Genomic DNA, 20,501 nt, shown 5'->3' with positions numbered 1-20,501 from the left:
CTTGTCACCCGGATGACGCGAGGGATGCCGGCGTTTCGACAAACCTGCAGCATGCCGCCGGATGACGATGGCGAGGCCGAGCATTAGCCGCGCCCGCTGACAGTTTTTGTCAGGATGAATGGCCGGCAAAACTCCGGCCGTTCGCCCGCAGCCGCAGGCGACCCCCGCAAGTTGACGCAAACTTTCCACGCAGCCCGCAGTTCCGTCCGGGGCCCGAATTTATGTTTGGCAGGTGGCGCAACTGCGGGGGCCGCCGAATGTTGCAAGCGGGAAGCAAACTCAAAGAGAGGAGACTCCCATGCCCAGATATTCGCTCGCAGCGCTGCTGCTTGCCGCCTGCACCCTGTCCGCCCCGGCCATCGCCCAGAGCATCAGCGCGTCGGCCAGCGGCGACGTCGGCGCCAGCGTTTCGGCCAGCCTGCCGGACACCGGCGTCAGCGCCTCCGCCAGCGCGCCCGACGCCGGCGCCAGCGCATCGGCCAGCATGCCCGACGCCAGCGCCTCTGCCTCGGCGGAGGCGTCGACCTCCGCGTCGATGAGTGCAAGCTCCGCCGCCGGCGGCACCGATTGCAGCACCATGTCGCCGGCCAGCGTCTCGGTGGCGCCGGTCGACGCGGCGGCTTTGGCCGCGGTGACGACTGTGACGGTGTTTTCGGTCGACGATTGCTCGGGCCTTGGCGACCTCGCCGCCATCGATCCGACGGCACAGGCGACGATCGGCACCAACGCGGCGGTGACGGCGGCGATCAAGGCCGCCGGCTACGACGGCAAGCAGGTGGTCGGCTACATGCTGGACGGCACCTCGCTCACCGTCGTCGTCAAGTAAGGCCGGAACCATCGCACCGCTGCCTCCGGACCATCTGGCCCGGAGGTCCGGCGGAAACCAATGCAGGGGCGCCGGCGTTTTGGTGAGACGCAACGGAGGGACCGGATCATGCCGACCACCACACTGCCCCCGAGCAAGGAAAAGGCGGCCGAGATCAGCCGCAAGATCACCAATTCGCGCCCGCTGAAGCGGGACAAGGACGCGCCGGACTCGCAGGTCACCGGCGGCTTCAACCAGAAGAGCCACCAGGAAATGGCCGACCAGCCGCGGCCGGACGACACCAGCGCCACCGCGGGAGACGGACAATGAGCCCGGCGGCGCAGCACGATCGCAAGGCGCATGGCCGGAAATGGTCGCAGGAGGTCACCGAGCACTCGGATGCGATGGACCTCGAGAAGGGCGTGTTCGAGCTCGACGATCCGCACAGGATCGCGCTGTCGCTGAAGCGCTCGGCCGAGGCGTCGCACCGGCGCAGGAGCGAACCCTACCAGTCGGCGATGTCGATGCTGACCTTCTACATCAACCGCGCCGGGCACAATCTGAGCGCGGAGCGCAAGCGGGTGCTGGAGGCGGCCAAGGACGAATTGCGCCAGGTCTTCCATCGCGACGATTAGCCGTCCGCGCGGGCAAAACGAATCGATGCTTCGCCGGCCGGGTTCTGGCAGAATGGGGCCATGACGAGCCTTGCCGGAACGGCCCCAGCCTTCGCCCATGTCACCGACTGGGTGTTCGACCTCGACAACACGCTCTACCCGCGCGAATGCAATCTGTTCGCGCAGATCGACCTGCTGATCAGCGACTACATGGTGACGGTGACCGGCCTGCCCTATGCCGAGGCGCGGGCGCTGCAGAAAGACTATTACCGCGACCACGGCACGACGCTGCACGGGCTGATGCTGCATCACGGGGTCGATCCCGACCATTTCCTCAGGACCGTGCACGCCATCGACTATTCGGGCGTGCCGGCGCATCCGGGGCTGGCGGCGGCGCTGGGCGCCCTGCCCGGCCGCAAGTTCATCCTCACCAATGGCGATGTCGGCCATGCCGAAGCGGTGCTCGAGCGGGTCGGCGCGGCCGGGCTGTTCGCCGGCATCTTCGACATCCGCGCCATGGGGTTCAAACCCAAGCCGCTGCCCGAGGCGTATCAGAGCTTCTTTGCAGCGCACGGCATCGACGCGCGGCGGGCGGCGATGTTCGACGACCTCGAAAAGAACCTGCTGGTGCCGCACGAAACCGGCATGGTCACGGTGCATGTGGTGGCGCCGGAAGACTGGGCGCACGAGCAGGTGGACAGCTGGGAGCTCGGCCGCGGCAGCGGCCCGCACATCCACCACACCACCGACGATCTGGCCGGGTTCCTCAAGCAGGTGCTGTGACCCGGGATCGGGTGGAGGTGCACCCGTTCAAACGCAAACGGGCCTGATCTAGCGCAGCTCCACCTTCGGCAGCTTGTAGAAGTCGCGCACCACCGACCAGCCATCCTCGGCGCTGTCGACGACGGTGAACAGCTTCGGGTCCTCGGGCGAGATGGTGCCGGCCTGGGCGAGCGCGTCGAAGTTGATGACGTTGTTCCAGAACTCGATTCCAAACAACAGCAGCGGCACGCGCTCCATCCGCCCGGTCTGGATGAGGGTCAGCGTCTCGAAGAACTCGTCGAGCGTGCCGAAACCGCCGGGGAAGATGGCGACGGCCTTGGCGCGCAGCAGGAAGTGAATCTTGCGCGTGGCGAAATAGTGGAAGTTGAAGCAGAGCTCGGGGGTGATGAAGGTGTTGGGCGCCTGCTCGTGCGGCAGCACGATGTTGAAGCCGATGGAGGGCGCGCCGACGTCGGCGGCGCCGCGGTTGCCGGCCTCCATGACGCCGGGGCCGCCGCCGGTGACCACGACATATTCCTTGTAGCCGAGCGCCTCGGAGGTGAGCGAGGCGTATTGGGCGAAGCGCCGCGCCTCGTCGTAATATTTCGAGGCGAGCTCGAGGTTTTTCTTCTGCACCTCGTTGCGCGCCGCCCAGGCGGGCTTGCCGGGTTCGGGAATGCGGGCGCCGCCGAACAGCACGACGGTCGAGGTGATGCCGCGCTGCTGCAGGCGCAGCTCGGGCTTCAGATATTCGAGCTGGAAGCGGATGCCGCGCGTGTCGTCGGAGGTGATGAACTCCTCGTCGGTATAGGCGAGCCGATAGGCGGCCGAGGCGGTCTGCGGCGTCTGCGGCGCGCGTTTCAGGGCGGCGATGTCCTGCTTGGAGGTTCTGAGCGGCGTGTGGGCGGCGCGGCGGCGAGAGGCCATGGGGTACTCCGATCGAGGAATCGAGCCTAATCAGCCGACGTTAAGGATCGATGCAAGACGGCGGCGCCGCAGCTCGCGTTGACTTGACGGCAAAGGCTTGCGATGACGCCGCAACCAGCCAGAGGACGAGAAAAATGGCCGACGCCGCGCTCGAAAAGACCATCAACGACGCCTGGGAGGCGCGGGCCGAAATATCGACCGCGACCACGGGCGCGGTGCGCGAGGCGGTGGCGACCGCCCTCAATCTGCTCGACAGCGGCAAGGCGCGGGTGGCCGAACGGACGTCGCCGGGCCAGTGGCACGTCAACCAGTGGCTGAAGAAGGCGGTGCTCTTGAGCTTCCGGCTCAACGACAACACGCTGATGAACGGCCCGGCCGGCAGCAATTTCTGGGACAAGGTGCCGCTCAAGGCGGCCGGCTGGACCGAAAGCCGCTACCGCGAGGCCGGATTCCGCGCCGTGCCCGGCGCCATCGCGCGCCACTCGGCCTATGTCGCCAAGAACGTCATCCTGATGCCGAGCTTCGTCAATGTCGGGGCCTATGTCGACGAAGGCACGATGGTCGACACCTGGGTCACCGTCGGGAGCTGCGCGCAGATCGGCAGGAACGTGCATCTGTCGGGCGGCGTCGGCATCGGCGGCGTGCTCGAGCCGATGCAGGCCGGCCCCACCATCATCGAGGACAATTGCTTCATCGGCGCGCGCTCCGAGGTGGTCGAGGGCGTGGTGGTGGGCGAAGGCTCGGTGCTGTCGATGGGCGTGTTCATCGGGGCCTCCACCAAGATCGTCGACCGCGCCACCGGCGAGGTGTTCATCGGCAAGGTGCCGCCCTATTCGGTGGTGGTCTCGGGCTCGCTGCCGGGCAAGCCGCTGCCGAACGGGCAGCCGGGGCCGAGTCTCTACTGCGCGGTGATCGTCAAGCGCGTCGACGAGCAGACCCGCAGCAAGACCTCGATCAACGAATTGCTGCGCGACTGAGGGGTGGCTTGCACTCGCGCGCCGGCTGCGCAAACATTGCAGCGGGAGGCGCGGATGACCAATGCGCTCGAGGGGGTCGAGGCCCCGAAGCCGACATGGCGGGAGCAGGCGAACGCGGCGCGCATCGGGCGGGCGCGGTTCATCGGGCACACCGTGGGCTATGTGCTGATCATCGGCCTGATCGAGATCGGGCTGACCTTCGCCGGGCTCAAGGAGACCCGGCAGATGGGCGCCACCGCGCTGACCGTGCCGAACCATTGGGTGGCGCTCGCCGGCAGCGTGGTGCTGCTGCTGGCGCTCATGGATCTCGCCATCCGCCGCCGGCACGACCGCGGGCGCAGCGGCGTCGATGCGTTCATCGCCCTGCTGCTGCTCGAGGCGGCCTATCTCAGCACCGTGCTGGCGCCGGTGGCGCCCATTCCGCCGGTCGCGGTGGCGGCGGTGGCCGGCCTTTGCGGGCTCTATCTGGTGGTGATGCTGGCGCTGCTGCCCGGCAGCAAGGGTGACAACCGCTACGGGCCGTCGCCCCGGGCCGACTGACGGCGGTTAGCGGCGGCTTAACGCCGGCGCCGCAATTCGCATCGCAGTTGGCGCGGCTTTCTTCATCCGCCGGTGGTGAACTGCCCCTATCGTTTCGAGGGGGCTTTCACATGATCGGCTATCTCGACTTCCTGTTCCTGTCCTATCGCGGCCGCATCGGCCGCACCGCCTACTGGCTCGGAACGCTGGGCCTGCTGCTGGCCGAGCTGGGCGCCATCGCCCTGCTGCTGCGCCTGTCGCACGGCAGCTTCGCGGACCTCGCGGCCTTCGACCACGACGCCGGGACGGTGTCGCAGGCGGTGCTGCTGCACGTGGTCTATCCGGTGCTGATCGTGGCGGTGCTGTTCCTCTACCCGATCTACGCGCTCTACGCGAAGCGCTGGCACGACCGGAACAAGTCCGGCTGGTGGTCGCTGATCGGCTTCGTGCCGGTGATCGGCGGGCTGTGGCTGTTCATCGAGCTCGGCTTTCTGGGCGGCGACGAGGGCCAGAACGCCTACGGCACCCGCTAGGCGGGCATAGCCTGCGCAAACCTCTGCACAGTGATTCGGGCCGTCTGGCCGAGCGAACGCGACTCTAGTAAGGCTTCCCACGGGCAGCGGTTACGCGGGGGGTCGCGTCCGCTTTCACTGCACGAGGGAAACAATGAACAACATTATGTCCAGCTTCACCGGATTCGAGGGTCGGCTCAATCGCCAGCGCTGGTGGGTCGGGGTGATCATCCTGGTGATCATCAGCCTCATCATCTCGCTCCTGATCCTGCCGATCATCGGGCTCGGGCTGATGCCGCAAATGCCGGCGATCGGTGCCAACACCACCGCCGCCGATGTCGCCAGCACCGTCGCCGCCGCGCAGTCGAAGGCCGGCTGGGTCGGCCTCGTGATGTTCCTGGTGTTCCTCTATCCGTCGGCGGCGATCTCGATCAAGCGCCGGCACGACCGCAACAACAACGGCTACGACGTGTGGGTGTATTTCGTGCTGGTGGCGATCATGCAGCTGGTCTCGGCGCTGGGCATCGGCATGTCGACGATGGATGTGGGCGGCACGCAGATTCCGGTGCCGGGCCCGATCACCATGGGGCTGAGCGTCATCGTCGGCATTTTCGGCCTCTATCTGCTGGTGGTGCTGGGCTTCCTCAAGGGCACGGCCGGCCCGAACAATTACGGCCCCGACCCGCTGCAGGGCTGACGCCCCGCCGGGATTGGGTTAAGGACGGGACATGGCTTCGACATCTTCGGCGGCCGATCCCGTCCGCCTGCTCCAGGATCTGATCCGCTGCGCCTCGGTGACACCCACCGAGGCCGGCGTTTTCGACGTGCTCGACCAGGCGCTGGCGCCGCTCGGCTTTGCCGTAACGCGGCTCAGCTTCGAGGGCAACGGCTCCTACCCGGTCGACAATCTGTTCGCGACGCGCGGCAGCACCGGCCCGCACCTTCTGTTCAACGGCCACACCGACGTGGTGCCGCCGGGCGAGCGGGGGCTGTGGACGCACGAGCCGTTCGGCGCCGAGATCGCCGGCGACGTGCTCTACGGGCGCGGCGCGGTAGACATGAAATCGGGCATCGCGGCGTTCGTCGCGGCGCTCGCTGCCGCCCCGCCGGAGGCGCATATCTCGCTCGCCATCACCAATGACGAGGAGGCCGACGGCGTCAACGGCACCGCCCGCATCATGGAGTGGGCAGCGGCCGAGGGGCACGTCTTCGACTTCGCCATCGTCGGCGAGCCGAGCGCCACCGCGCGCGTCGGCGACTCGATCAAGATCGGGCGGCGCGGCTCGCTCAACGGCCGCATCGTGGTCGAGGGCGTGCAGGGGCACGTGGCCTATCCGCACAAGGCGCTCAACCCGCTGCCGGTGGCGGCGCATCTGGTCGAGGTGCTGAGCGGCACGCTGGACGACGGCAGCGAGCATTTTCCCGCCTCGAATCTCGAATTCACCTCGTTCGACGTCGGCAACAGCGTAGCGAACGTCATTCCAGCAGCGGCGACGCTGCGCTTCAACGTGCGCTACAACGACAGATGGACGCCCGAGAGCCTCGAAGCCTCGATCCGCGAGGCGATCGAGGGGCAGGACGACGAGGGCACGCGCATCGGCTTCGAGGTGGTCGGCGTGCCGTCGCGCTCGTTCCTGTCGCCGCTCGGCGGCGGCGTCGAAATGCTGGTCGCGGCGATCACCGCCGAAACCGGCGCCGCGCCCGAGATGTCGACCGGCGGCGGCACGTCGGACGCGCGTTTCATCGCGCAATATTGCCCGGTGGCGGAGTGCGGGCTGCCCGGCCCGACCATGCACAAGGCGGACGAGTGCGTACCGCTGGCCGATGTGCGGGCGCTGACGGCGCTCTACGCGGCCTTCCTCAGGCGCTATTTCGGCGCGCCGGCGTGAACGCTTTCGGCGAGCTCAGGGACTCGTTCGCCGGCTGGTCGGAGATCGTGGCCGGCAGGGGCACCGCCGCGCAACGCTTCGTGCTCAGCCGCCCCGGCCTCGCGGTGGCGGTCGGCTGGTTCGTGGTGGCGATCCTGCTGTCGCTGGTGGTGCAATCGATCGTGGTCGGGGTGCCGCCGACGACGCAATTGCTGTTCGGCATCGTCGCCGAGCTGGTCACGCTGGCGCTGCTCGGTCTCGGCCTGCGCCAGGCGCTGCGCTGGCTCAGGGCCGAGACGCCGACCCTGACGCTGCTGGTGCCGACCACCTATCTGCTCGCCTACATGTTCGTGGTGTCGATCCCGCTGCAACTGCTCAGTGCGGTGCTCGGCGTCGTGGTGCTGCTGCTGGTGGCGCTGCTGATCGGGCGGGCCGGGCAGGTGCTGTGCGGGCTGAAGCCCATGGCGGCGCTGGCGGTGGCAGGAGTTTGCGTGTTGGTGCTTGTGGTTGTGCCCAACGCCCTCTACATGCTGCTTCTGCTGTTTCCGTCCGCCTGACGAGTCCTCACGCCTTGGCGCAAAGTGCGAATTTCCTCGAAGAGCTGATGGCCGCCGGGCGCGGCCTGATCCGGCTGCTGGTGGGCGACCGCCGGGCCGGCAGCTATTTCGACTTTTCGCAGCGCGGGCTGGCCGGCAGCTTCATTGCGCTCCTGATCGTCGCCGGGCTCGACGCGGTGCTGCCGCTGATCCTTTCCAGCAGGCACGACAGCATCGCCACCTCGATGTTCCAGCTCGTGGTGATCTACGGCTTCCAGCTCGGCTTCACCACGCTGGTGCTGCGCCAGCTCAAGCGCATGGATGCTCTGCTGCCCTACATGGTCAGCTACAATTGGCTCAATTTTTTCGCAACGCTGATCCTGGGCGCGATCTTTGCCGCGGGGATCGGCGCCAGCATCGCCATCCTCGTCATCGGTATCATGGCCATCGTCATCGAGGTCAATATTGCGCGGCTGGTCATGACGCTGTCGCCGCTGCACATCGCCTTCATGATCGGGGCGCAGATCATCGGCGTCTTGATCGGGCTGCTGCTGCTGATGCTGCTGTTCCCGCTGCCGCCGGACGTGGCGGCGGAGCTGACGACGGCCGGGCTGTAGCGCCGGCGCCTCAGTAGTCGACCTTCACCAGATAGAGCCCCTCGGGCGGCGCCAGCGGGCCGCAGCGGCTGCGGTCGCGGGCGTCGAGGGCGGCGCGGAAATCGCGCGGGCTCCATTTGCCCTCGCCCACCAGCTTCAGCGACCCCACCATCGAGCGCACCTGCGAGTGCAGGAAGCTGCGGGCGGTGGCGCGCACCACGATCATGTCGCCCTCGCGGCTGACGTCGAGGCGGTCGAGGGTCTTTTCCGGCGATTTCGCCTGGCATTCGGCGGCGCGGAAGGTGGTGAAATCGTGCTTGCCGAGAATGCCCTGCGCCGCGGCGTGCATGGCCTCGGCGTCGAGCGCCATCGGACAGTGCCAGACGCGACGATCGTCGAGCGCCGGGCGGCCGCGGCGGTTGAGGATGCGGTATTCGTAGTGGCGGGCGACGGCGGAAAAGCGCGCCTCGAAACCGTCCGGCACGGCGCCGGCTTCGACGATGGCGACGGGGTGCGGCTTGGTGTGGAAGTTGAGCGCCTCGCGGAGGCGGAACGGGTCCCAGGCCTTGCCGAGATCGAAGCTCACCACCTGGCCCAGCGCATGCACGCCGGCATCGGTGCGGCCGGCCGCCTGGATCGCCACGGTCTCGCCCGACATCTTGGCGATGGCCTCTTCAACCACCTGCTGCACACTGAGCGCGCCGGCCTGCCGCTGCCAGCCGCAGAACGGCGTTCCATCATATTCGAGCACGAGGACGTAGCGGGGCATCAGGGACTGCTCCCGGGCCGGATGCGCGCTGCCCCCACCCCAAACCCCTCCCCGCAAGGGGGAGGGGAGCCCGACTGCACCACCATGCTTGCGGCCCTATCGCCCCCCTCCCCCTTGCGGGGAGGGGCCGGCGGCGGGGGCCAAGTGCTCCGGCTCAATTCGCCCGCCCCGGCAATGCTCCCGCTCCGCGCAGAAAGGTCTCGGCGTCCATCGCCGCCTTGCCCTCGCGCTGCACGCTCAGCAGCCGCACCGCGCCGCTGCCGCAGGCGATGGTGAGATCATCCAGGATCGTGCCGGGGGCGCCCTGCCCCGCAGCCGGCGTCGAGCGCAGCGCCTTCACGCGCACCGGCACGCCGTTGAGAGCAAGCTCGAACCAGGCGCCGGGGAACGGCGACATGCCGCGGATGAGGTTGTGCACCTCCGCCGCCGGCCGGCTCCAGTCGATGCGGGCTTCGGCCTTGTCGATCTTTTTGGCGTAGGTGACGCCCTCCTCCGGCTGCGGCGTGAAGGTGAGCGAGCCGCGCTCGAGGGCGGCGAGCGCGCGGCCCATCAAGTCGGCGCCGACCCGCATCATCTGGTCGTGCAGCTCGCCGGTGGTCATGTCGGGGCCGATGGGCATCTCGTCGACCAGCGCCACGGGGCCGGTGTCGAGCCCCTCGTCCATTTGCATGATGGTGGCGGCGGTGCGGGTGTCGCCGGCCAGCACGGCACGCTGGATCGGGGCGGCGCCGCGCCAGCGCGGCAGCAGCGAGCCGTGGAGGTTGAGGCAGCCGAGCCGTGGCGCCGCGAGGATCGGCAAAGGCAGGATGAGGCCATAGGCAACGACGACGCCGACATCGGCGCCGAGTGCGGCGAAGGCCGCCTGCTCGCCGGCGTCGCGCAGCGATTTCGGCGTACGCACCAGCAGGCCGAAGCCCTCGGCGGCCAGGTGCACCGGCGATTTGCGCTCGGCCTGGCCACGTCCCGCCGGCTTGGGCGCGCGGCTATAGACGGCGACCACTTCGTGGCCGGTCCCGACGATCTCGGTGAGGGTGGGCACGGCGAAATCCGGGGTGCCCATGAAGATGATGCGCATGTTTTCGGGCCCTCACCCGGCCGCTGTGCGGCCACCCTCTCCCCGGCGGGGAGCGGGGAGCTGGCTGCGGTTGCGGTTCCGGCCTCCCCTCTCCCCGCCAGGGAGAGGGTGCCTCGCGAAGCGAGGCGGGTGAGGGGCCGTACGCAACCTCAGCTCGCCTTCTTCTGCAGCTTCTCGGCCTTCTGGAATTTCTTCAGCACGCGGTCGCGCTTGAGGCGCGACAGGTAGTCGATGTAGAGCACGCCATCGAGGTGGTCGAGCTCGTGCTGCACGCAGATGGCGAGGCGGTCCTTGGCGTCGCGGGTGACGCGCTTGCCCTCGAGGTCGGTATATTCGACGGTGACCTCGGCCGGGCGCTCGACGTCGTAATAGATCTCGGGGATGGACAGGCAGCCTTCCTCGGTGGTGACGGTCTCGTCCGAGTACTTCTTGATCTCGGGATTGATCATCACGATCGGGTCGGGCGTCTCGCCCTCCTTGGCGAGGTCCATGACGACCAGGCGCTTCATCTCGCCGATCTGCGTGGCGGCGAGGCCGATGCCGGGGGCGGCGTACATGGTTTCGAGCATGTCGGCCGCGAGCTGCTTCACCGCATCGTCCACGTCGGGGATCGTGTCGGCGACCTGGCGCAGGCGCTGGTCGGGCAGCACAAGGATTTCGCGTTTCGCCATAAAATTTCGGCCTTTCAGGGAGCTTTGGCCCACATATGGTATTTGCGCCGCGGGGGTCAACCGGCTGTTGACCGGCCAAGAACAATACGAGAACCTGTTAAGCCGAATCGGGTAGGCTCTGCTGCATGGAAAAGCTGTTGTTTTCGCTCGGCGATGTCGAGGTCACCGTGGCGGTGGCCGCCTATGCCGCGGCGGCGGTGCTGGTCGCCGCCCTGCTGGTGGCGGTGCTGGTGATCTCGCTGCGCTCGGCCAAAGCGCGGGCGGCGGAGGCCGCGGCGCAGGCCGAAGCGGCCGAGGCGGCGCGCCGCAAGACCGAGGAGGCTGAAAAGACGCTGGCGCATCTGCTGCAGGTACAGAGCGAGATGACCGGGCGCATGCAGACGATGGCCGAGATCTTCGGCTCGCGTACCTCGGACCTGGCCCGGCTGGTCAACGAGCGGCTCGACGCGCAGAGCCAGAAGGTCGGCCAGGCGATCGAGGCGACGCAGAAGAAGAACGAAGACTCGCTGGGCAAGCTCAACGAGCGGCTGGCGGTGATCGACAGGGCGCAGGCCAACATCACCTCGCTGAGCAAGGACGTGGTGGGGCTGCAGTCGATCCTCGCCAACAAGCAGACGCGCGGCGCCTTCGGGCAGGGGCGGATGGAGAGCATCGTCGGCGACGGGCTGCCGATCGGCGCCTTCGCCTTCCAGCATACGCTCAGCAACAACAGCCGGCCGGACTGCGTGATCTTCATGCCCAACAACGCGCCGCCGCTGGTGATCGACGCCAAGTTTCCGCTCGAGAGCTGGCAGCGGCTGGGCGCGGCACAGAACGAGGCCGAACAGCGCGTGGCGGCGCTCGGCTTCCGCCAGGACATGCAGGTGCACATCCGGGCGATCGCGGAAAAATACCTGATCGCCGGCGAGACGCAGGACACCGCGTTCCTGTTCGTGCCGTCGGAATCGATCTTCGCCGATATCCACGAGCGCTTCGAGGACGTGGTGCAGCGGGCGGCGCGGGCGCGGGTGGTGATCGTGTCGCCGTCGCTGCTGATGCTCTCCATCCAGGTGGTGCAGGCGCTGCTGCGCGACGTGCGCATCCGCGAGGAAGCGCACAAGATCCAGAAGGAAGTGATGGAGCTTTTGGGCGATGTCGGCCGGCTCGACGAGCGGGTGCGCAAGCTGCAGAACCATTTCCGGCAGGCGGGCGACGATATCGGCGACATCATCGTCTCCTCCGGCAAGGTGACGCGGCGTGGCGAGCGCATCGCCTCGATGGAATTCGACGAGCCGGCGGAGCGGCAGCGTCTCGCCGGCGAATGACCGGTCGGCATGGCCGGCCCTGAGGCCGGCGCGGAAACCCATGGCTGGAGTCAAGCGTTGCGTTGGGAGGCAACGAGGAGACCACCATGAGCAATGCCCATCCCGGACGGATTTTGCCGCAGGACGTGACGGCGCAGGACGGCTGGGGGCAGATGCTCACCGCCCTGCCGATCAGCCAGGCGGAGATCGAGGAGCTGCTCTACGGCGACGACCGGCCGCCGGGCGAACGCATCGAGCGCCTCAAGGAGCTGGCGGCGCAATTGCGCGACGACACTCCCGGCGATTTCGGCGACGGCGATCCGGCCGCGCTGCTCAGCGAGATCGACGAAGCAGTGGCGCGGCTGCAGGGCGACATGGAGCGCGACCCGGACCTGGCGTTCGACGAGGTGTCGGTGGACGACGACCCGCGCAACCACCGCGAGACGCTGGCGCCCGATTCCGACGAGCTGGAAGACATCGAGGAGGACGACGAAGCCTCGCTGACCGACGGTTCGGAGCCCCTCCCCGACGACGTGCTCGACCCCGAGGAATGGGACGACGGCGACGGCTTCGACGTGGACCGCGGAGTGAAGTGATCCGCCCGTCGGGCCGACTGCAAATCACATGCTGGTGCGGGCCTTCAGCGCCTGGCTCAGCGTGCCCTCGTCCAGGTAGTCGAGCTCGCCGCCGACGGGGACGCCGTGGGCGAGGCGGGTGATCTTGACGCCCGAGGCGGTGAGCCGGTCGGTGATGTAGTGCGCCGTGGTCTGGCCCTCGACCGTGGCGTTCATGGCGAGAACGATCTCGCTGAAATCGGGCGCGCGCTGCAGCAGCTGGTCGATCGACAGATCGTCGGGGCCGACGCCGTCGAGCGGCGACAGCACGCCGCCGAGCACGTGATATTTCACCGCGCCCACGCCGGCACGCTCCAGCGCCCACACATCGGCGACATCCTCGACCACGATCAGGATGCCGCTCACCCGCCGCGGGTCGGTGCAGATGCCGCAGGGCGAGTGCGTGTCGACATTCCCGCAGATCTCGCAGACGCGCACCGTCTCGACGGCGCGGTCGAGCGCCGCCGACAGCGGGATCATCAGCGCGTCCTTCTTCTTGATCAGGTGCAGCACGGCGCGCCGCGCCGACCGCGGCCCCAGCCCCGGCAGGCGCGCCAGCAGCTGGATCAGCTGCTCGATTTCGGGACCGGACGCCATCAGGTGGCGTGAATGGTGAATAGTGAATGGTGAATGGCGGCATGCAGCCGCATCACACCGCAGCTACGCCACCGGCCGGCCTGCCATTCACCATTCACCATTTACCATTCACCCTTATTAGAACGGCAGTTTCATGCCGGGCGGCAACGGCAGGCCCTGGGTCATCTCGGCCATCCGGCGCTGCATCATCTCCTCGGCCTTGCCCTTGGCTTCGTTGTGCGCGGTGACGATCAGATCCTCCAGCACCTCGACATCGTCCTCTTTGAACAGCGACGGATCGATCTTCAGGCCCTTGAGCTCGCCCTTGCCGCTCATGGTGACGACGACGAGGCCGCCGCCGGACCGGCCTTCCACCGTGGCGCGGCCGGCCTCGTCCTGCATCTCGGCCATCTTGCGCTGCAGCTCCTCGGCCTTCTTCATCATGCCCATGAAATCGACCATCACTCGTCCTCACGCTCTTCCAGGAATGCATCTTCATAGGCCGTGTCGGGAATCTGCTCCTCCTGCATGCTGACCTTGACCGTGGCGCCGGGGAACAGCTCGAGGATGGCCTTCACCAGCGGATCGTCGGTGGCCTCGGACCGGGCCTTTTCGGCGTGCTGGTCCTTGATGTCGCGCAGGGTCGGGCCATTGGCCCGGCGCGTCGACACCGACACGCCCCAGGTCTGGCCCGTCCATTCGCGCAGGCGCCGCGACAGCACCTGGATGATGGAGGGGTCGGCGCCCTCGACCAGCGCCACCTCGATGGATTTCTCGCGGAAGGCGACCGGCCGCATCTGCTGCTCGAGCGCGGTCTTGAGCAGGATGTCGCGGCGCTCGCCGGCCAGCGTCACCAGTTCGAGATAGGTGCGCGGATTGGCGAGCGCCACCGGCCCGGCCTGCGGCGCGGCGGTGGGCAGCGGCTGCGGCATCGGCGCAGGCTGGGCCGCCGGCGCCGCCGACGAAGTGTAGCGCGGGGCGGCCTCGAAGCTGCGCGGCGCCTGCGGCCCGCCGCCGATGGCGCCGCGATGCGGCACCGCGGCGCTGCCGGTCGAGGGCGTCGGCGCGCTCTGCAGCTTGCCGATGAGCTCGTCGGGGCTGGGCAGCTCGCTGGCGTAAGCGAGGCGCACCAGCACCATCTCGGCGGCCTGCAAACCGTTGCCGGCGGTCTTCACCTCGTCCATGCCCTTGAACAGGATCTGCCAGGCGCGGCTCAGCGCCCGCATGCCCAGCTTCTGCGCCAGCTCGGGGCCGCGGCCGCGCTCGTCGGGGGTGAGCGACACGTCGTCGGCCGCCGCCGGCACCACCTTGATGCGGGTCACGAGGTTGGTGAAATCGGCGAGATCGCCGATGACGGTTTCGGGGTCGGCGCCGGCGTCGTAGAGCTCGTGCAGCAGCGCCAGCGCCTGGGCGATGTCGCCGCGCATCAGCGCCTCGAACAGATCGATCGAGCGGGCCCGGTCGCCGAGGCCGAGCATGGCCTTGACGGTGGCGGCGGTGACCCTGCCGTCGCCATGGCTGATGGCCTGGTCGAGCAGCGACTGGTTGTCGCGCACGCTGCCCTCGCCGGCGCGCACGATCATGGCCAGCGCCTCGGGCTCGTAGCCGATGCCCTCCTTGCCGAGCAGATCGACCAGATGCGCGGTCATCGTCTCCGGCGGCACGCGGCGCAAATCGAAGCGCATGCAGCGGGACAGGATGGTCACCGGCACCTTGCGGATCTCGGTGGTGGCGAAAATGAACTTCACATAGGGCGGCGGCTCCTCGAGCGTCTTCAGCAGCCCGTTGAAGGCCGCCGTCGAGAGCATGTGCACCTCGTCGATGATGTACACCTTGTAGGGCGCCGAGACCGGCCCGTATTTCACCGAATCGATGATCTCGCGGATGTCGTTGATGCCGGTGTTGCTGGCGGCGTCCATCTCCACCACGTCGACGTGCCGCCCCTCGATGATGGCGCGGTCGTGGATGCCCTCGCGGTCGAGATCGAGCGTCGGATGGCGGCCGGTCTCGTCCTCGAAATTGACGGCGCGGGCGAGGATGCGGGCGGTGGTGGTCTTGCCCACGCCGCGGATGCCAGTGAGCATGAAGGCGTGCGGAATGCGGCCGGATTTGAACGCGTTGCGCAGCGTCTGCACCATCGCGCCCTGGCCGATCAGCGTCGAAAAGCTCGACGGGCGGTATTTGCGCGCCAGCACCAGATAGGGCGCCTGCGCCGCCGGCGCGGGCGGCGTCATCTCGCTTTCGGGGAACAGGGCATCGGCCATGAGAAGTATATAGCGATCCAGGGGGCGAACCGCAAAACAAGTGACAGCTTGTGCGCCGCTTTCAACGACCTTCGGCGTTGTCGCGGATCCGGCGAAGTCCGGCCAGAAGCAGCGATTCGGTGTCGGAATCGATGCCGTCGAGCCAGGTCTTGAAGATGCGCTGGCCCTCTTCGACCATCAGCATGAAGATGGGTGCGGCGGCATCGAGCAGATAGACGCGGCGCACCCGGTTGTCGCGCGGGTCCGGCCGGCGCTCGACCCAGCCCTTGGCCTCGAGCCGCTCGATGACGCTGCCGGCCGAGGCGCGGCCGAGCTGCATGATCGTGGCGAGCTCGCTCTGCGTCGCGCCTTCGTGCTCGAAGACATGCATCAGCGCCCACCATTGCGAATGGGTGAGGTGATGCTGGCCCATGACGCGGTCGAAATGCACGCTGATGATGCGCGACAATTCGTGCATCAGATACAGCAGGTCGGCATGGTCGAGATAGCGCGGCTGGCGTCGTTCATAGGCGCGGAACTGCGCAATGGTCTTTACCTCGTCGCTCATTGGTCCCCCGCCCTTGCCGATTCGATGCCCTCTTAGTGCAGCCGTCCTGGTAAAGCTCTCGTGACAATTGTACGCTTGCATACAATCTTTGCAGGGCGGACTTTGTATGCTACGAAACAAAATGTCGACGCGGCCAAAGACCGCGCGGCCATCGAGGAGACGGTGCGAGCCCTTCCCCGCACCTCAGGACATCAGGACCGATCGTTGGCGCGGCCCGCCGCGCGACGATGTCGGCTACCCATTCGAAGAGGATCGAGGTCATGAAAAAATCGAACCCACCCCACAGCGCGGATGACAACGAAGATCACGTCGACACCTCCCGGCGCGACTTCTTCGCCAAGGGCGCCGCGGCGGCCGTCGGCGTCACCGGCCTCGGCCTTGCCACCGCCGCCGAGGCGGCGCCGGGCGACATGCGCAACGAGCATTGGGACTACGAGGTGGATGTGGTGATCTGCGGCAGCGGCGGCACCGGCCTGCCGGCCGCCGTGCGGGCGCGCGACCTCGGCGCCTCGGTGCTGGTGATCGACCAGAACTACGATGTCGGCGGCAAGATGGCCCACTCCGGCGGCTGGGTGTCGCTGGGCGGCGGCGATTGGGTGCAGGAGCGCGACCGGCTCGGCACCGATCCGGAAAACCTCGGCCTGGGCAAACCCGTGCTGCCGCCGGAAGAAGTCACCGACGATGTCGAAACGCTGTTCCAGGACATGACGGACTGGTCGGTGATGGCCGACAATTGCGTGACGGAATACCGCTACAACGATCCGGCGCTGCTGCGGAGCTGGGCGGACCATGCCGCCGTGGTGCGGCAATTCCTGTCCGACAATTATGTGCGCTGGTCGCGCATCACCGGCTCGAATCTGGGCAGCGGCATGAGCAAGGCACGCGCCCCCTGGGCCATCCTCAAACTCGGCGACAAGACCGATATCGAGGCCGGTACCGTGACGCGGGAAGATGCGGGCGACCCGGACAACGAAAAGAGCTCGCCGTTCAATCCGATGTATTGGCCGCCGGCCCCCTCGGCCAGCGCCTTCGGCGCCCCCGGCTATGTGTTCGGTGGCTGGGCCGTCGCCCGTCCGCTCGAATACAGCGCCCGCAAGAAGGGCGTGCAATTCATGCTCAACCGGCACATGGACGAGATCATCCGCGAACCGGGCGGACGCGTCATCGGGGTCACTGCCAGCTATACGCCGCGGCTCAATCCGCAGACCGGCGAGCGGCTGGAAAGCTGGTGGCAGAACGGCAATGTCGACGAGAAGAAGCCGATGATCCGCATCCGGGCCCGCAAGGGCGTGATCGTCGGCACCGGCGGCTGGATGGGCAACGTCAACTTCCGTACGATGTTCGATCCGCGCCTGCGCGAACCATCGTTCCAGTATTCGATCGCCGTCATGGGCGAACGCAACGAGGATGCGAGCGGCATCATTGCCGGCATGAAGGCGGGCGCGGCGCTGGCCGGGCTCTACCAGGGCAAGGATCACACGCTCGGCGCGCCGCGGGTGCAGATGAAAGTCGGCACGTCCTCGGTCTATGATGCGACCTTCCCCGGCCATCCGGCCTTCCTGTTCGTCAGGGCGGCGGGCGTGCCGGTGGATCCCGAATGGCTGATTGCCGTCAACCAGGTCGGCCAGCGCTTCTACGACGAAAGCTCGGTGATGCAGGAGGCGCTGCTCGGCGCTACCTATCCGCCCGGGCAGGCGGGCACCAACAAGCCGTTCAAGGCCCTCGACTGGAACAATTCGAGCATCGCGCATGTGCGCAACACCTACGTCTATAGCGGCATGCATTCCGCGGCGCTGGCGATGAACGAAGGGTCGCGCGGCCCGGACTACACGGCCGGGCCGATCTGGGCGATCTTCGACCAGGCGGCGGTGGACGAGAATGGCTGGGAGATCCGGCATCCCTATATCGCCGATCCGCCGGACGGCAACTTCTTCAAGGCCGACACGTTGGCAGAGCTGGCGCGCATGGTCATCGGCAACCAGTACCAGCACATGCACCTGACGCATCTCGAAGAGACCGTCGCCAAGTACAATGCCGCGGCCGACGCCGGCAAAGACGAGGAGTTCGGCAAGCCGAAGCTGCACAAGATCGACAAGGCGCCATTCTACGCCGCGCTGATGCCGGTCACCGTCAACGACTCCTATGGCGGGCTGAGGATCGACGGCAACGCACAGGTGGTGGATCTCGAGGGCAACGTCATCCCGGGGCTCTATGCCGGGGGCGAGGCCAGCGGCGGCGGCAGCCAGCACGGCATCGGCCGGGCCGCAGTCGAGGGCTACATGGCCGCGACCCACGCAGTGCTGGGCCAGGACTCCTGAGTCGGTCGCCCTCGGCCGGCGGGGCGATGCTCCGCCGGCGCCTCGAAACGAAAGGTCATCATGTTGTCCAAGCTCGCCTTGCGCACCGCCCCCTTCGCCGTCGTGCTGGCGCTGTTCGGCATCGGCCTCGCAGTGCCGGTGATCGGTGAAGACGCCTCGTCGGCGTCCAGTGCATCGGCGTCCAGCGCAGCGGCATCGAGCGCCTCCAGCGCCCCGATCGCCGCCGCGTCCGACGCCGATATTCTCGCCGCCGGCAAGCACATCTGGCAGGATGCCGCCTGTTACAATTGCCACGGCACCAATGGGCAGGGCGGGCATAGTCCCGACTTCCCGGCCGGCCCGAACCTCAGGACCTCGGGGCTCGATCCCGACACCATGCTGCAGATCGCCGAATGCGGCATGCCCGAGACGCGTATGCCGGCGTGGCTGAAGGGCGCCTACAGCGAGGTCGCGTGCTATGGCAACCCGCTCGGCCCCGCGCCCTCCGGGACGCTGGTCAGCGGCGCCTACAGCGAGGACGAGCTCAAGGCCCTCGTCGCCTATATCCAGGTCAATTTCATGAAACAGCCGATGCCCACATGGTCCGCACAATAATCTCCGCGCTCGTTCTCCTCGCCGCCTCCACCGCCCTTGCCGGCGCGGCGGAATTCGAAGTCGACATGCTCAACAAGGGCCCCGACGGGGCGATGGTGTTCGAGCCGCCGCTGACCAGGGTGGCGGTGGGCGATACCGTGCATTTCGTCGCCAAGGACAAGGGCCACGACGCGCAGACCATTCCGGGCATGCTGCCGGACGGGGCGACGCCGATCAAGGGCCAGATCAGCCAGGACGTGACGGTGACCTTCACCGTGCCCGGCGTCTATGGCGTGCGCTGCGTGCCGCATTTCGGCCTGGGCATGGTGGCGCTGGTGCTGGTGGGCGATGCGCCGCCAGCCAATCTCGCCGCCGCCAAGGCGGTGAACGTGCCGCCGCTCGCCAAAAAGCGGCTCGATCCGCTCTGGGCCCAGATCCAGTAAAGCGAGGGGAAGGCGAGAGGCTGGCAACGACCCGTGAAGGTCTCGTTGGGGCTGCTTCCTTCCGGACCTGACCCGGTTGGCGAGGAACACGTCCGCGCCAACCTCTCGCGCCGGTATATCGGTGAAAAGCGCGGCGGGTGCAAGGGGCGGGCGGCTTTCCGCGAATTAACGCGGCGGCGATGAGCCAATGTGGCAGATTGGGCGTTAAGGCAGAAATCCACGGAGTCCGCGATGTTCAGATCCCCCGCTTTCGCCGCCCTGCTGGCCGCCGGCCTGGTGCTGCCCGCCGCGCCGGCCCTTGCCATCAACTCGCCGCCGCACCTCGTGGCGCAATGCGAGAGCGCGCTCGACATGATGAGCCACCGCATCGTGCGCAAGGAAACGGTGCGGGCGATCGGGCCCAAGACGCGGGTACACGTCATGCCGTTCTGCATGGGCATCGGGCCGCTCGATTTCGGCAATGCCTCGGGCCTGGGCAAGACCATCGGCGCCAACCCGGTGCTGGCCAAGGCGCTGGCGCGCAGCGGCTTTCGCGCCGACGACGTCACCAACATCACCATCAGCGGCAATTCGGTGACGCTCTACGTGCATCGGGAATAGGCCCTTCCCGCGTTAACTCAACTTGATGAAAAGCCCAGGAATCGCCGGACGAAACCGATAGGATCGGGACGCATTCAATCCCTGTCCAGCGGTTCACGGAGGCGGCGATGGCAACGATGGCAGAAATCGAAACCGAAAAGCGCGGCGTGCCGCGCCGCACCACCCTCAAGAGCGGCAAGATCGTGTTCAACGCCGGGCGCTCGACCATCGACTGCACGGTGCGCAATTTGTCGCCCAAGGGCGCCAAGCTGCTGGTGAACTCGGTGGTGGGCATCCCCGAAACGTTCGACCTCGTGCTCGACGGGCACAGCCGGCAGCCCTGCCGCATCATCTGGCGGCGGCTCAAGGAAATCGGCGTCGAGTTCCGCACCGAACATTGAGAGCAAAGCATTCGTCGTTCGACCCGGCCGTGCGCAAACCGGCCGGGTCGAACGCATTTCGAGGCCCCACGCGGTGCGGTACGGGGCCGATTCGAACGAGCCGTAGGTCGGGTTGGGAATGGCGATCCAGTCGTGGCCCCGATGGGCGGCGGTCACGCCCGCCCACCGCCGCGCCGCGCCGCCGTAACTTTGCACCGATGTAAGATTGGCGAAAAGGGCGTGCAAAGGCTGCCGCCTATTCAGGTCCCGTCGCCGCCACGAGGCGTCGGCGC

27 protein-coding genes and 1 other RNA gene are annotated in these 20,501 nt (G+C 67.6%); 18 read left to right on the top strand and 10 right to left on the bottom strand.

The window, feature by feature from the left end:
- Window positions 1-279: 279 nt before the first annotated feature.
- A complete protein-coding gene (locus BGO82_RS20820; RefSeq protein ID WP_291307538.1) occupies window positions 280-579 on the bottom strand; it encodes a hypothetical protein in 300 nt (99 codons plus the stop codon).
- On the opposite strand from BGO82_RS20820, the gene BGO82_RS20815 reads away from it, so the two are divergent.
- The 4 genes from BGO82_RS20815 to BGO82_RS20800 all read left to right on the top strand — a co-directional run bounded on the left by BGO82_RS20815 (window position 578) and on the right by BGO82_RS20800 (window position 2,202).
- Window positions 578-826: a hypothetical protein gene (locus BGO82_RS20815; protein WP_291307537.1), complete on the top strand. Its 249-nt coding sequence runs from the start codon at window positions 578-580 to the stop codon at window positions 824-826. The genes BGO82_RS20820 and BGO82_RS20815 overlap by 2 nt on opposite strands.
- 108 nt (window positions 827-934) lie before the next feature.
- A complete protein-coding gene (locus BGO82_RS20810; protein ID WP_291307536.1) occupies window positions 935-1,135 on the top strand; it encodes a hypothetical protein in 201 nt (66 codons plus the stop codon).
- Entirely contained in the window at window positions 1,132-1,440 is a 309-nt protein-coding gene (locus BGO82_RS20805; protein ID WP_291307535.1) for a DUF3175 domain-containing protein, read from the top strand. The genes BGO82_RS20810 and BGO82_RS20805 overlap by 4 nt, the downstream gene beginning before the upstream one ends.
- A gap of 60 nt (window positions 1,441-1,500) precedes the next feature.
- Window positions 1,501-2,202 (top strand): pyrimidine 5'-nucleotidase, encoded by a 702-nt coding sequence (locus BGO82_RS20800; protein WP_291307534.1) that lies wholly within the window; start codon window positions 1,501-1,503, stop codon window positions 2,200-2,202.
- A gap of 48 nt (window positions 2,203-2,250) precedes the next feature.
- Here BGO82_RS20800 and BGO82_RS20795 read toward each other — a convergent pair whose 3' ends face one another.
- On the bottom strand, window positions 2,251-3,108 hold the full coding sequence (locus BGO82_RS20795) for an LOG family protein (RefSeq protein ID WP_291307533.1): 858 nt from the start codon (window positions 3,106-3,108) through the stop codon (window positions 2,251-2,253).
- A 134-nt stretch (window positions 3,109-3,242) separates the two neighbouring features.
- Between BGO82_RS20795 and dapD the strand changes: the two genes are divergently transcribed.
- From dapD to BGO82_RS20760, 7 genes are all read left to right on the top strand, one after another.
- The gene (dapD, locus tag BGO82_RS20790; protein WP_291307532.1) at window positions 3,243-4,085 is read left to right on the top strand and encodes a 2,3,4,5-tetrahydropyridine-2,6-dicarboxylate N-succinyltransferase; all 843 of its coding nucleotides are present in this window, start codon (window positions 3,243-3,245) and stop codon (window positions 4,083-4,085) included.
- Window positions 4,086-4,139: 54 nt separating this feature from the next.
- Complete coding sequence (locus tag BGO82_RS20785; RefSeq protein ID WP_291307531.1) at window positions 4,140-4,625, top strand: DUF805 domain-containing protein; 486 nt, start codon at window positions 4,140-4,142, stop codon at window positions 4,623-4,625.
- Window positions 4,626-4,735: 110 nt separating this feature from the next.
- Complete coding sequence (locus tag BGO82_RS20780) at window positions 4,736-5,137, top strand: DUF805 domain-containing protein (RefSeq protein ID WP_291307530.1); 402 nt, start codon at window positions 4,736-4,738, stop codon at window positions 5,135-5,137.
- A gap of 133 nt (window positions 5,138-5,270) precedes the next feature.
- The gene (locus BGO82_RS20775; protein ID WP_291307529.1) at window positions 5,271-5,813 is read left to right on the top strand and encodes a DUF805 domain-containing protein; all 543 of its coding nucleotides are present in this window, start codon (window positions 5,271-5,273) and stop codon (window positions 5,811-5,813) included.
- 31 nt (window positions 5,814-5,844) lie between these two features.
- Window positions 5,845-7,005, top strand: a complete 1,161-nt coding sequence (gene dapE / locus BGO82_RS20770; RefSeq protein WP_291307528.1) for a succinyl-diaminopimelate desuccinylase — start codon at window positions 5,845-5,847, stop codon at window positions 7,003-7,005.
- Window positions 7,002-7,541: a hypothetical protein gene (locus BGO82_RS20765; protein WP_291307527.1), complete on the top strand. Its 540-nt coding sequence runs from the start codon at window positions 7,002-7,004 to the stop codon at window positions 7,539-7,541. The genes dapE and BGO82_RS20765 overlap by 4 nt, the downstream gene beginning before the upstream one ends.
- 14 nt (window positions 7,542-7,555) lie before the next feature.
- Complete coding sequence (locus tag BGO82_RS20760) at window positions 7,556-8,137, top strand: hypothetical protein (protein ID WP_291307526.1); 582 nt, start codon at window positions 7,556-7,558, stop codon at window positions 8,135-8,137.
- A 10-nt stretch (window positions 8,138-8,147) separates the two neighbouring features.
- Here BGO82_RS20760 and truA read toward each other — a convergent pair whose 3' ends face one another.
- From truA to def, 3 genes are all read right to left on the bottom strand, one after another.
- On the bottom strand, window positions 8,148-8,885 hold the full coding sequence (truA, locus tag BGO82_RS20755) for a tRNA pseudouridine(38-40) synthase TruA (RefSeq protein ID WP_291307525.1): 738 nt from the start codon (window positions 8,883-8,885) through the stop codon (window positions 8,148-8,150).
- Window positions 8,886-9,039: 154 nt separating this feature from the next.
- Complete coding sequence (fmt, locus tag BGO82_RS20750) at window positions 9,040-9,960, bottom strand: methionyl-tRNA formyltransferase (RefSeq protein WP_291307524.1); 921 nt, start codon at window positions 9,958-9,960, stop codon at window positions 9,040-9,042.
- A gap of 149 nt (window positions 9,961-10,109) precedes the next feature.
- Window positions 10,110-10,631: a peptide deformylase gene (gene def / locus BGO82_RS20745; protein WP_291307523.1), complete on the bottom strand. Its 522-nt coding sequence runs from the start codon at window positions 10,629-10,631 to the stop codon at window positions 10,110-10,112.
- A 125-nt stretch (window positions 10,632-10,756) separates the two neighbouring features.
- Here def and rmuC point away from each other — a divergent pair, with 125 nt between their 5' ends.
- Complete coding sequence (rmuC, locus tag BGO82_RS20740) at window positions 10,757-11,935, top strand: DNA recombination protein RmuC (RefSeq protein ID WP_291307522.1); 1,179 nt, start codon at window positions 10,757-10,759, stop codon at window positions 11,933-11,935.
- 86 nt (window positions 11,936-12,021) lie between these two features.
- Complete coding sequence (locus BGO82_RS20735; protein WP_291307521.1) at window positions 12,022-12,510, top strand: hypothetical protein; 489 nt, start codon at window positions 12,022-12,024, stop codon at window positions 12,508-12,510.
- Between the two features lie 24 nt (window positions 12,511-12,534).
- Here the strand turns inward: BGO82_RS20735 and recR are convergent, their stop codons facing one another.
- The 4 genes from recR to BGO82_RS20715 form a co-directional block, all read right to left on the bottom strand.
- Window positions 12,535-13,125: a recombination mediator RecR gene (recR, locus tag BGO82_RS20730; RefSeq protein ID WP_291307520.1), complete on the bottom strand. Its 591-nt coding sequence runs from the start codon at window positions 13,123-13,125 to the stop codon at window positions 12,535-12,537.
- A gap of 117 nt (window positions 13,126-13,242) precedes the next feature.
- A complete protein-coding gene (locus BGO82_RS20725) occupies window positions 13,243-13,566 on the bottom strand; it encodes a YbaB/EbfC family nucleoid-associated protein (protein ID WP_291307519.1) in 324 nt (107 codons plus the stop codon).
- Complete coding sequence (locus BGO82_RS20720) at window positions 13,566-15,368, bottom strand: DNA polymerase III subunit gamma/tau (RefSeq protein ID WP_291307518.1); 1,803 nt, start codon at window positions 15,366-15,368, stop codon at window positions 13,566-13,568. The genes BGO82_RS20725 and BGO82_RS20720 overlap by 1 nt, the downstream gene beginning before the upstream one ends.
- 61 nt (window positions 15,369-15,429) lie before the next feature.
- Window positions 15,430-15,915 (bottom strand): MarR family transcriptional regulator, encoded by a 486-nt coding sequence (locus tag BGO82_RS20715; RefSeq protein ID WP_291307517.1) that lies wholly within the window; start codon window positions 15,913-15,915, stop codon window positions 15,430-15,432.
- A gap of 260 nt (window positions 15,916-16,175) precedes the next feature.
- Between BGO82_RS20715 and BGO82_RS20710 the strand changes: the two genes are divergently transcribed.
- Genes BGO82_RS20710 through BGO82_RS20700 form a run of 3 tightly spaced genes read left to right on the top strand, consistent with a single transcriptional unit; the run spans window position 16,176 to window position 19,249 of the window.
- The gene (locus BGO82_RS20710) at window positions 16,176-18,233 is read left to right on the top strand and encodes an FAD-dependent oxidoreductase (RefSeq protein WP_291307516.1); all 2,058 of its coding nucleotides are present in this window, start codon (window positions 16,176-16,178) and stop codon (window positions 18,231-18,233) included.
- Window positions 18,234-18,293: 60 nt separating this feature from the next.
- The gene (locus tag BGO82_RS20705; protein WP_291307515.1) at window positions 18,294-18,827 is read left to right on the top strand and encodes a cytochrome c; all 534 of its coding nucleotides are present in this window, start codon (window positions 18,294-18,296) and stop codon (window positions 18,825-18,827) included.
- On the top strand, window positions 18,812-19,249 hold the full coding sequence (locus BGO82_RS20700) for a pseudoazurin (RefSeq protein ID WP_291307514.1): 438 nt from the start codon (window positions 18,812-18,814) through the stop codon (window positions 19,247-19,249). The genes BGO82_RS20705 and BGO82_RS20700 overlap by 16 nt, the downstream gene beginning before the upstream one ends.
- Before the next feature lie 10 nt (window positions 19,250-19,259).
- On the opposite strand, the gene ffs is transcribed toward BGO82_RS20700, so the two are convergent.
- Window positions 19,260-19,357, bottom strand: an RNA gene (ffs, locus tag BGO82_RS20695) — signal recognition particle sRNA small type.
- A gap of 123 nt (window positions 19,358-19,480) precedes the next feature.
- On the opposite strand from ffs, the gene BGO82_RS20690 reads away from it, so the two are divergent.
- Complete coding sequence (locus BGO82_RS20690) at window positions 19,481-19,849, top strand: hypothetical protein (RefSeq protein ID WP_291307513.1); 369 nt, start codon at window positions 19,481-19,483, stop codon at window positions 19,847-19,849.
- Between the two features lie 107 nt (window positions 19,850-19,956).
- Window positions 19,957-20,229, top strand: coding sequence for a PilZ domain-containing protein (locus BGO82_RS20685; RefSeq protein WP_291307512.1), 273 nt, complete (start codon window positions 19,957-19,959; stop codon window positions 20,227-20,229).
- Window positions 20,230-20,501 lie beyond the last annotated feature (272 nt).

The organism is Devosia sp. 67-54, assembly GCF_001899075.1.
In the GTDB taxonomy this organism is placed as follows: Bacteria; Pseudomonadota; Alphaproteobacteria; order Rhizobiales; family Devosiaceae; genus Devosia_A.
The sequence above is the reverse complement of the archived record's forward strand: the minus strand, read 5'-3'. Positions and strand labels throughout refer to the sequence as shown.

Coding starts and splice junctions, on each gene's coding strand:
- BGO82_RS20805 (WP_291307535.1), top strand. CDS start 1,132: ATGAGCCCGGCGGCGCAGCACGATCGCAAGGCGCATGGCCGGAAATGG.
- recR (WP_291307520.1), bottom strand. CDS start 13,125: ATGGCGTCCGGTCCCGAAATCGAGCAGCTGATCCAGCTGCTGGCGCGC.
- BGO82_RS20820 (WP_291307538.1), bottom strand. CDS start 579: ATGGTGCTGCAATCGGTGCCGCCGGCGGCGGAGCTTGCACTCATCGAC.
- BGO82_RS20700 (WP_291307514.1), top strand. CDS start 18,812: ATGGTCCGCACAATAATCTCCGCGCTCGTTCTCCTCGCCGCCTCCACC.
- BGO82_RS20725 (WP_291307519.1), bottom strand. CDS start 13,566: ATGGTCGATTTCATGGGCATGATGAAGAAGGCCGAGGAGCTGCAGCGC.
- BGO82_RS20785 (WP_291307531.1), top strand. CDS start 4,140: ATGACCAATGCGCTCGAGGGGGTCGAGGCCCCGAAGCCGACATGGCGG.
- BGO82_RS20715 (WP_291307517.1), bottom strand. CDS start 15,915: ATGAGCGACGAGGTAAAGACCATTGCGCAGTTCCGCGCCTATGAACGA.
- BGO82_RS20775 (WP_291307529.1), top strand. CDS start 5,271: ATGAACAACATTATGTCCAGCTTCACCGGATTCGAGGGTCGGCTCAAT.
- BGO82_RS20795 (WP_291307533.1), bottom strand. CDS start 3,108: ATGGCCTCTCGCCGCCGCGCCGCCCACACGCCGCTCAGAACCTCCAAG.
- BGO82_RS20710 (WP_291307516.1), top strand. CDS start 16,176: ATGAAAAAATCGAACCCACCCCACAGCGCGGATGACAACGAAGATCAC.
- fmt (WP_291307524.1), bottom strand. CDS start 9,960: ATGCGCATCATCTTCATGGGCACCCCGGATTTCGCCGTGCCCACCCTC.
- BGO82_RS20690 (WP_291307513.1), top strand. CDS start 19,481: ATGTTCAGATCCCCCGCTTTCGCCGCCCTGCTGGCCGCCGGCCTGGTG.
- BGO82_RS20685 (WP_291307512.1), top strand. CDS start 19,957: ATGGCAACGATGGCAGAAATCGAAACCGAAAAGCGCGGCGTGCCGCGC.
- BGO82_RS20815 (WP_291307537.1), top strand. CDS start 578: ATGTCGCCGGCCAGCGTCTCGGTGGCGCCGGTCGACGCGGCGGCTTTG.
- dapD (WP_291307532.1), top strand. CDS start 3,243: ATGGCCGACGCCGCGCTCGAAAAGACCATCAACGACGCCTGGGAGGCG.
- truA (WP_291307525.1), bottom strand. CDS start 8,885: ATGCCCCGCTACGTCCTCGTGCTCGAATATGATGGAACGCCGTTCTGC.
- BGO82_RS20810 (WP_291307536.1), top strand. CDS start 935: ATGCCGACCACCACACTGCCCCCGAGCAAGGAAAAGGCGGCCGAGATC.
- def (WP_291307523.1), bottom strand. CDS start 10,631: ATGGCGAAACGCGAAATCCTTGTGCTGCCCGACCAGCGCCTGCGCCAG.
- BGO82_RS20720 (WP_291307518.1), bottom strand. CDS start 15,368: ATGGCCGATGCCCTGTTCCCCGAAAGCGAGATGACGCCGCCCGCGCCG.
- BGO82_RS20800 (WP_291307534.1), top strand. CDS start 1,501: ATGACGAGCCTTGCCGGAACGGCCCCAGCCTTCGCCCATGTCACCGAC.
- BGO82_RS20735 (WP_291307521.1), top strand. CDS start 12,022: ATGAGCAATGCCCATCCCGGACGGATTTTGCCGCAGGACGTGACGGCG.
- BGO82_RS20780 (WP_291307530.1), top strand. CDS start 4,736: ATGATCGGCTATCTCGACTTCCTGTTCCTGTCCTATCGCGGCCGCATC.
- dapE (WP_291307528.1), top strand. CDS start 5,845: ATGGCTTCGACATCTTCGGCGGCCGATCCCGTCCGCCTGCTCCAGGAT.
- BGO82_RS20705 (WP_291307515.1), top strand. CDS start 18,294: ATGTTGTCCAAGCTCGCCTTGCGCACCGCCCCCTTCGCCGTCGTGCTG.
- rmuC (WP_291307522.1), top strand. CDS start 10,757: ATGGAAAAGCTGTTGTTTTCGCTCGGCGATGTCGAGGTCACCGTGGCG.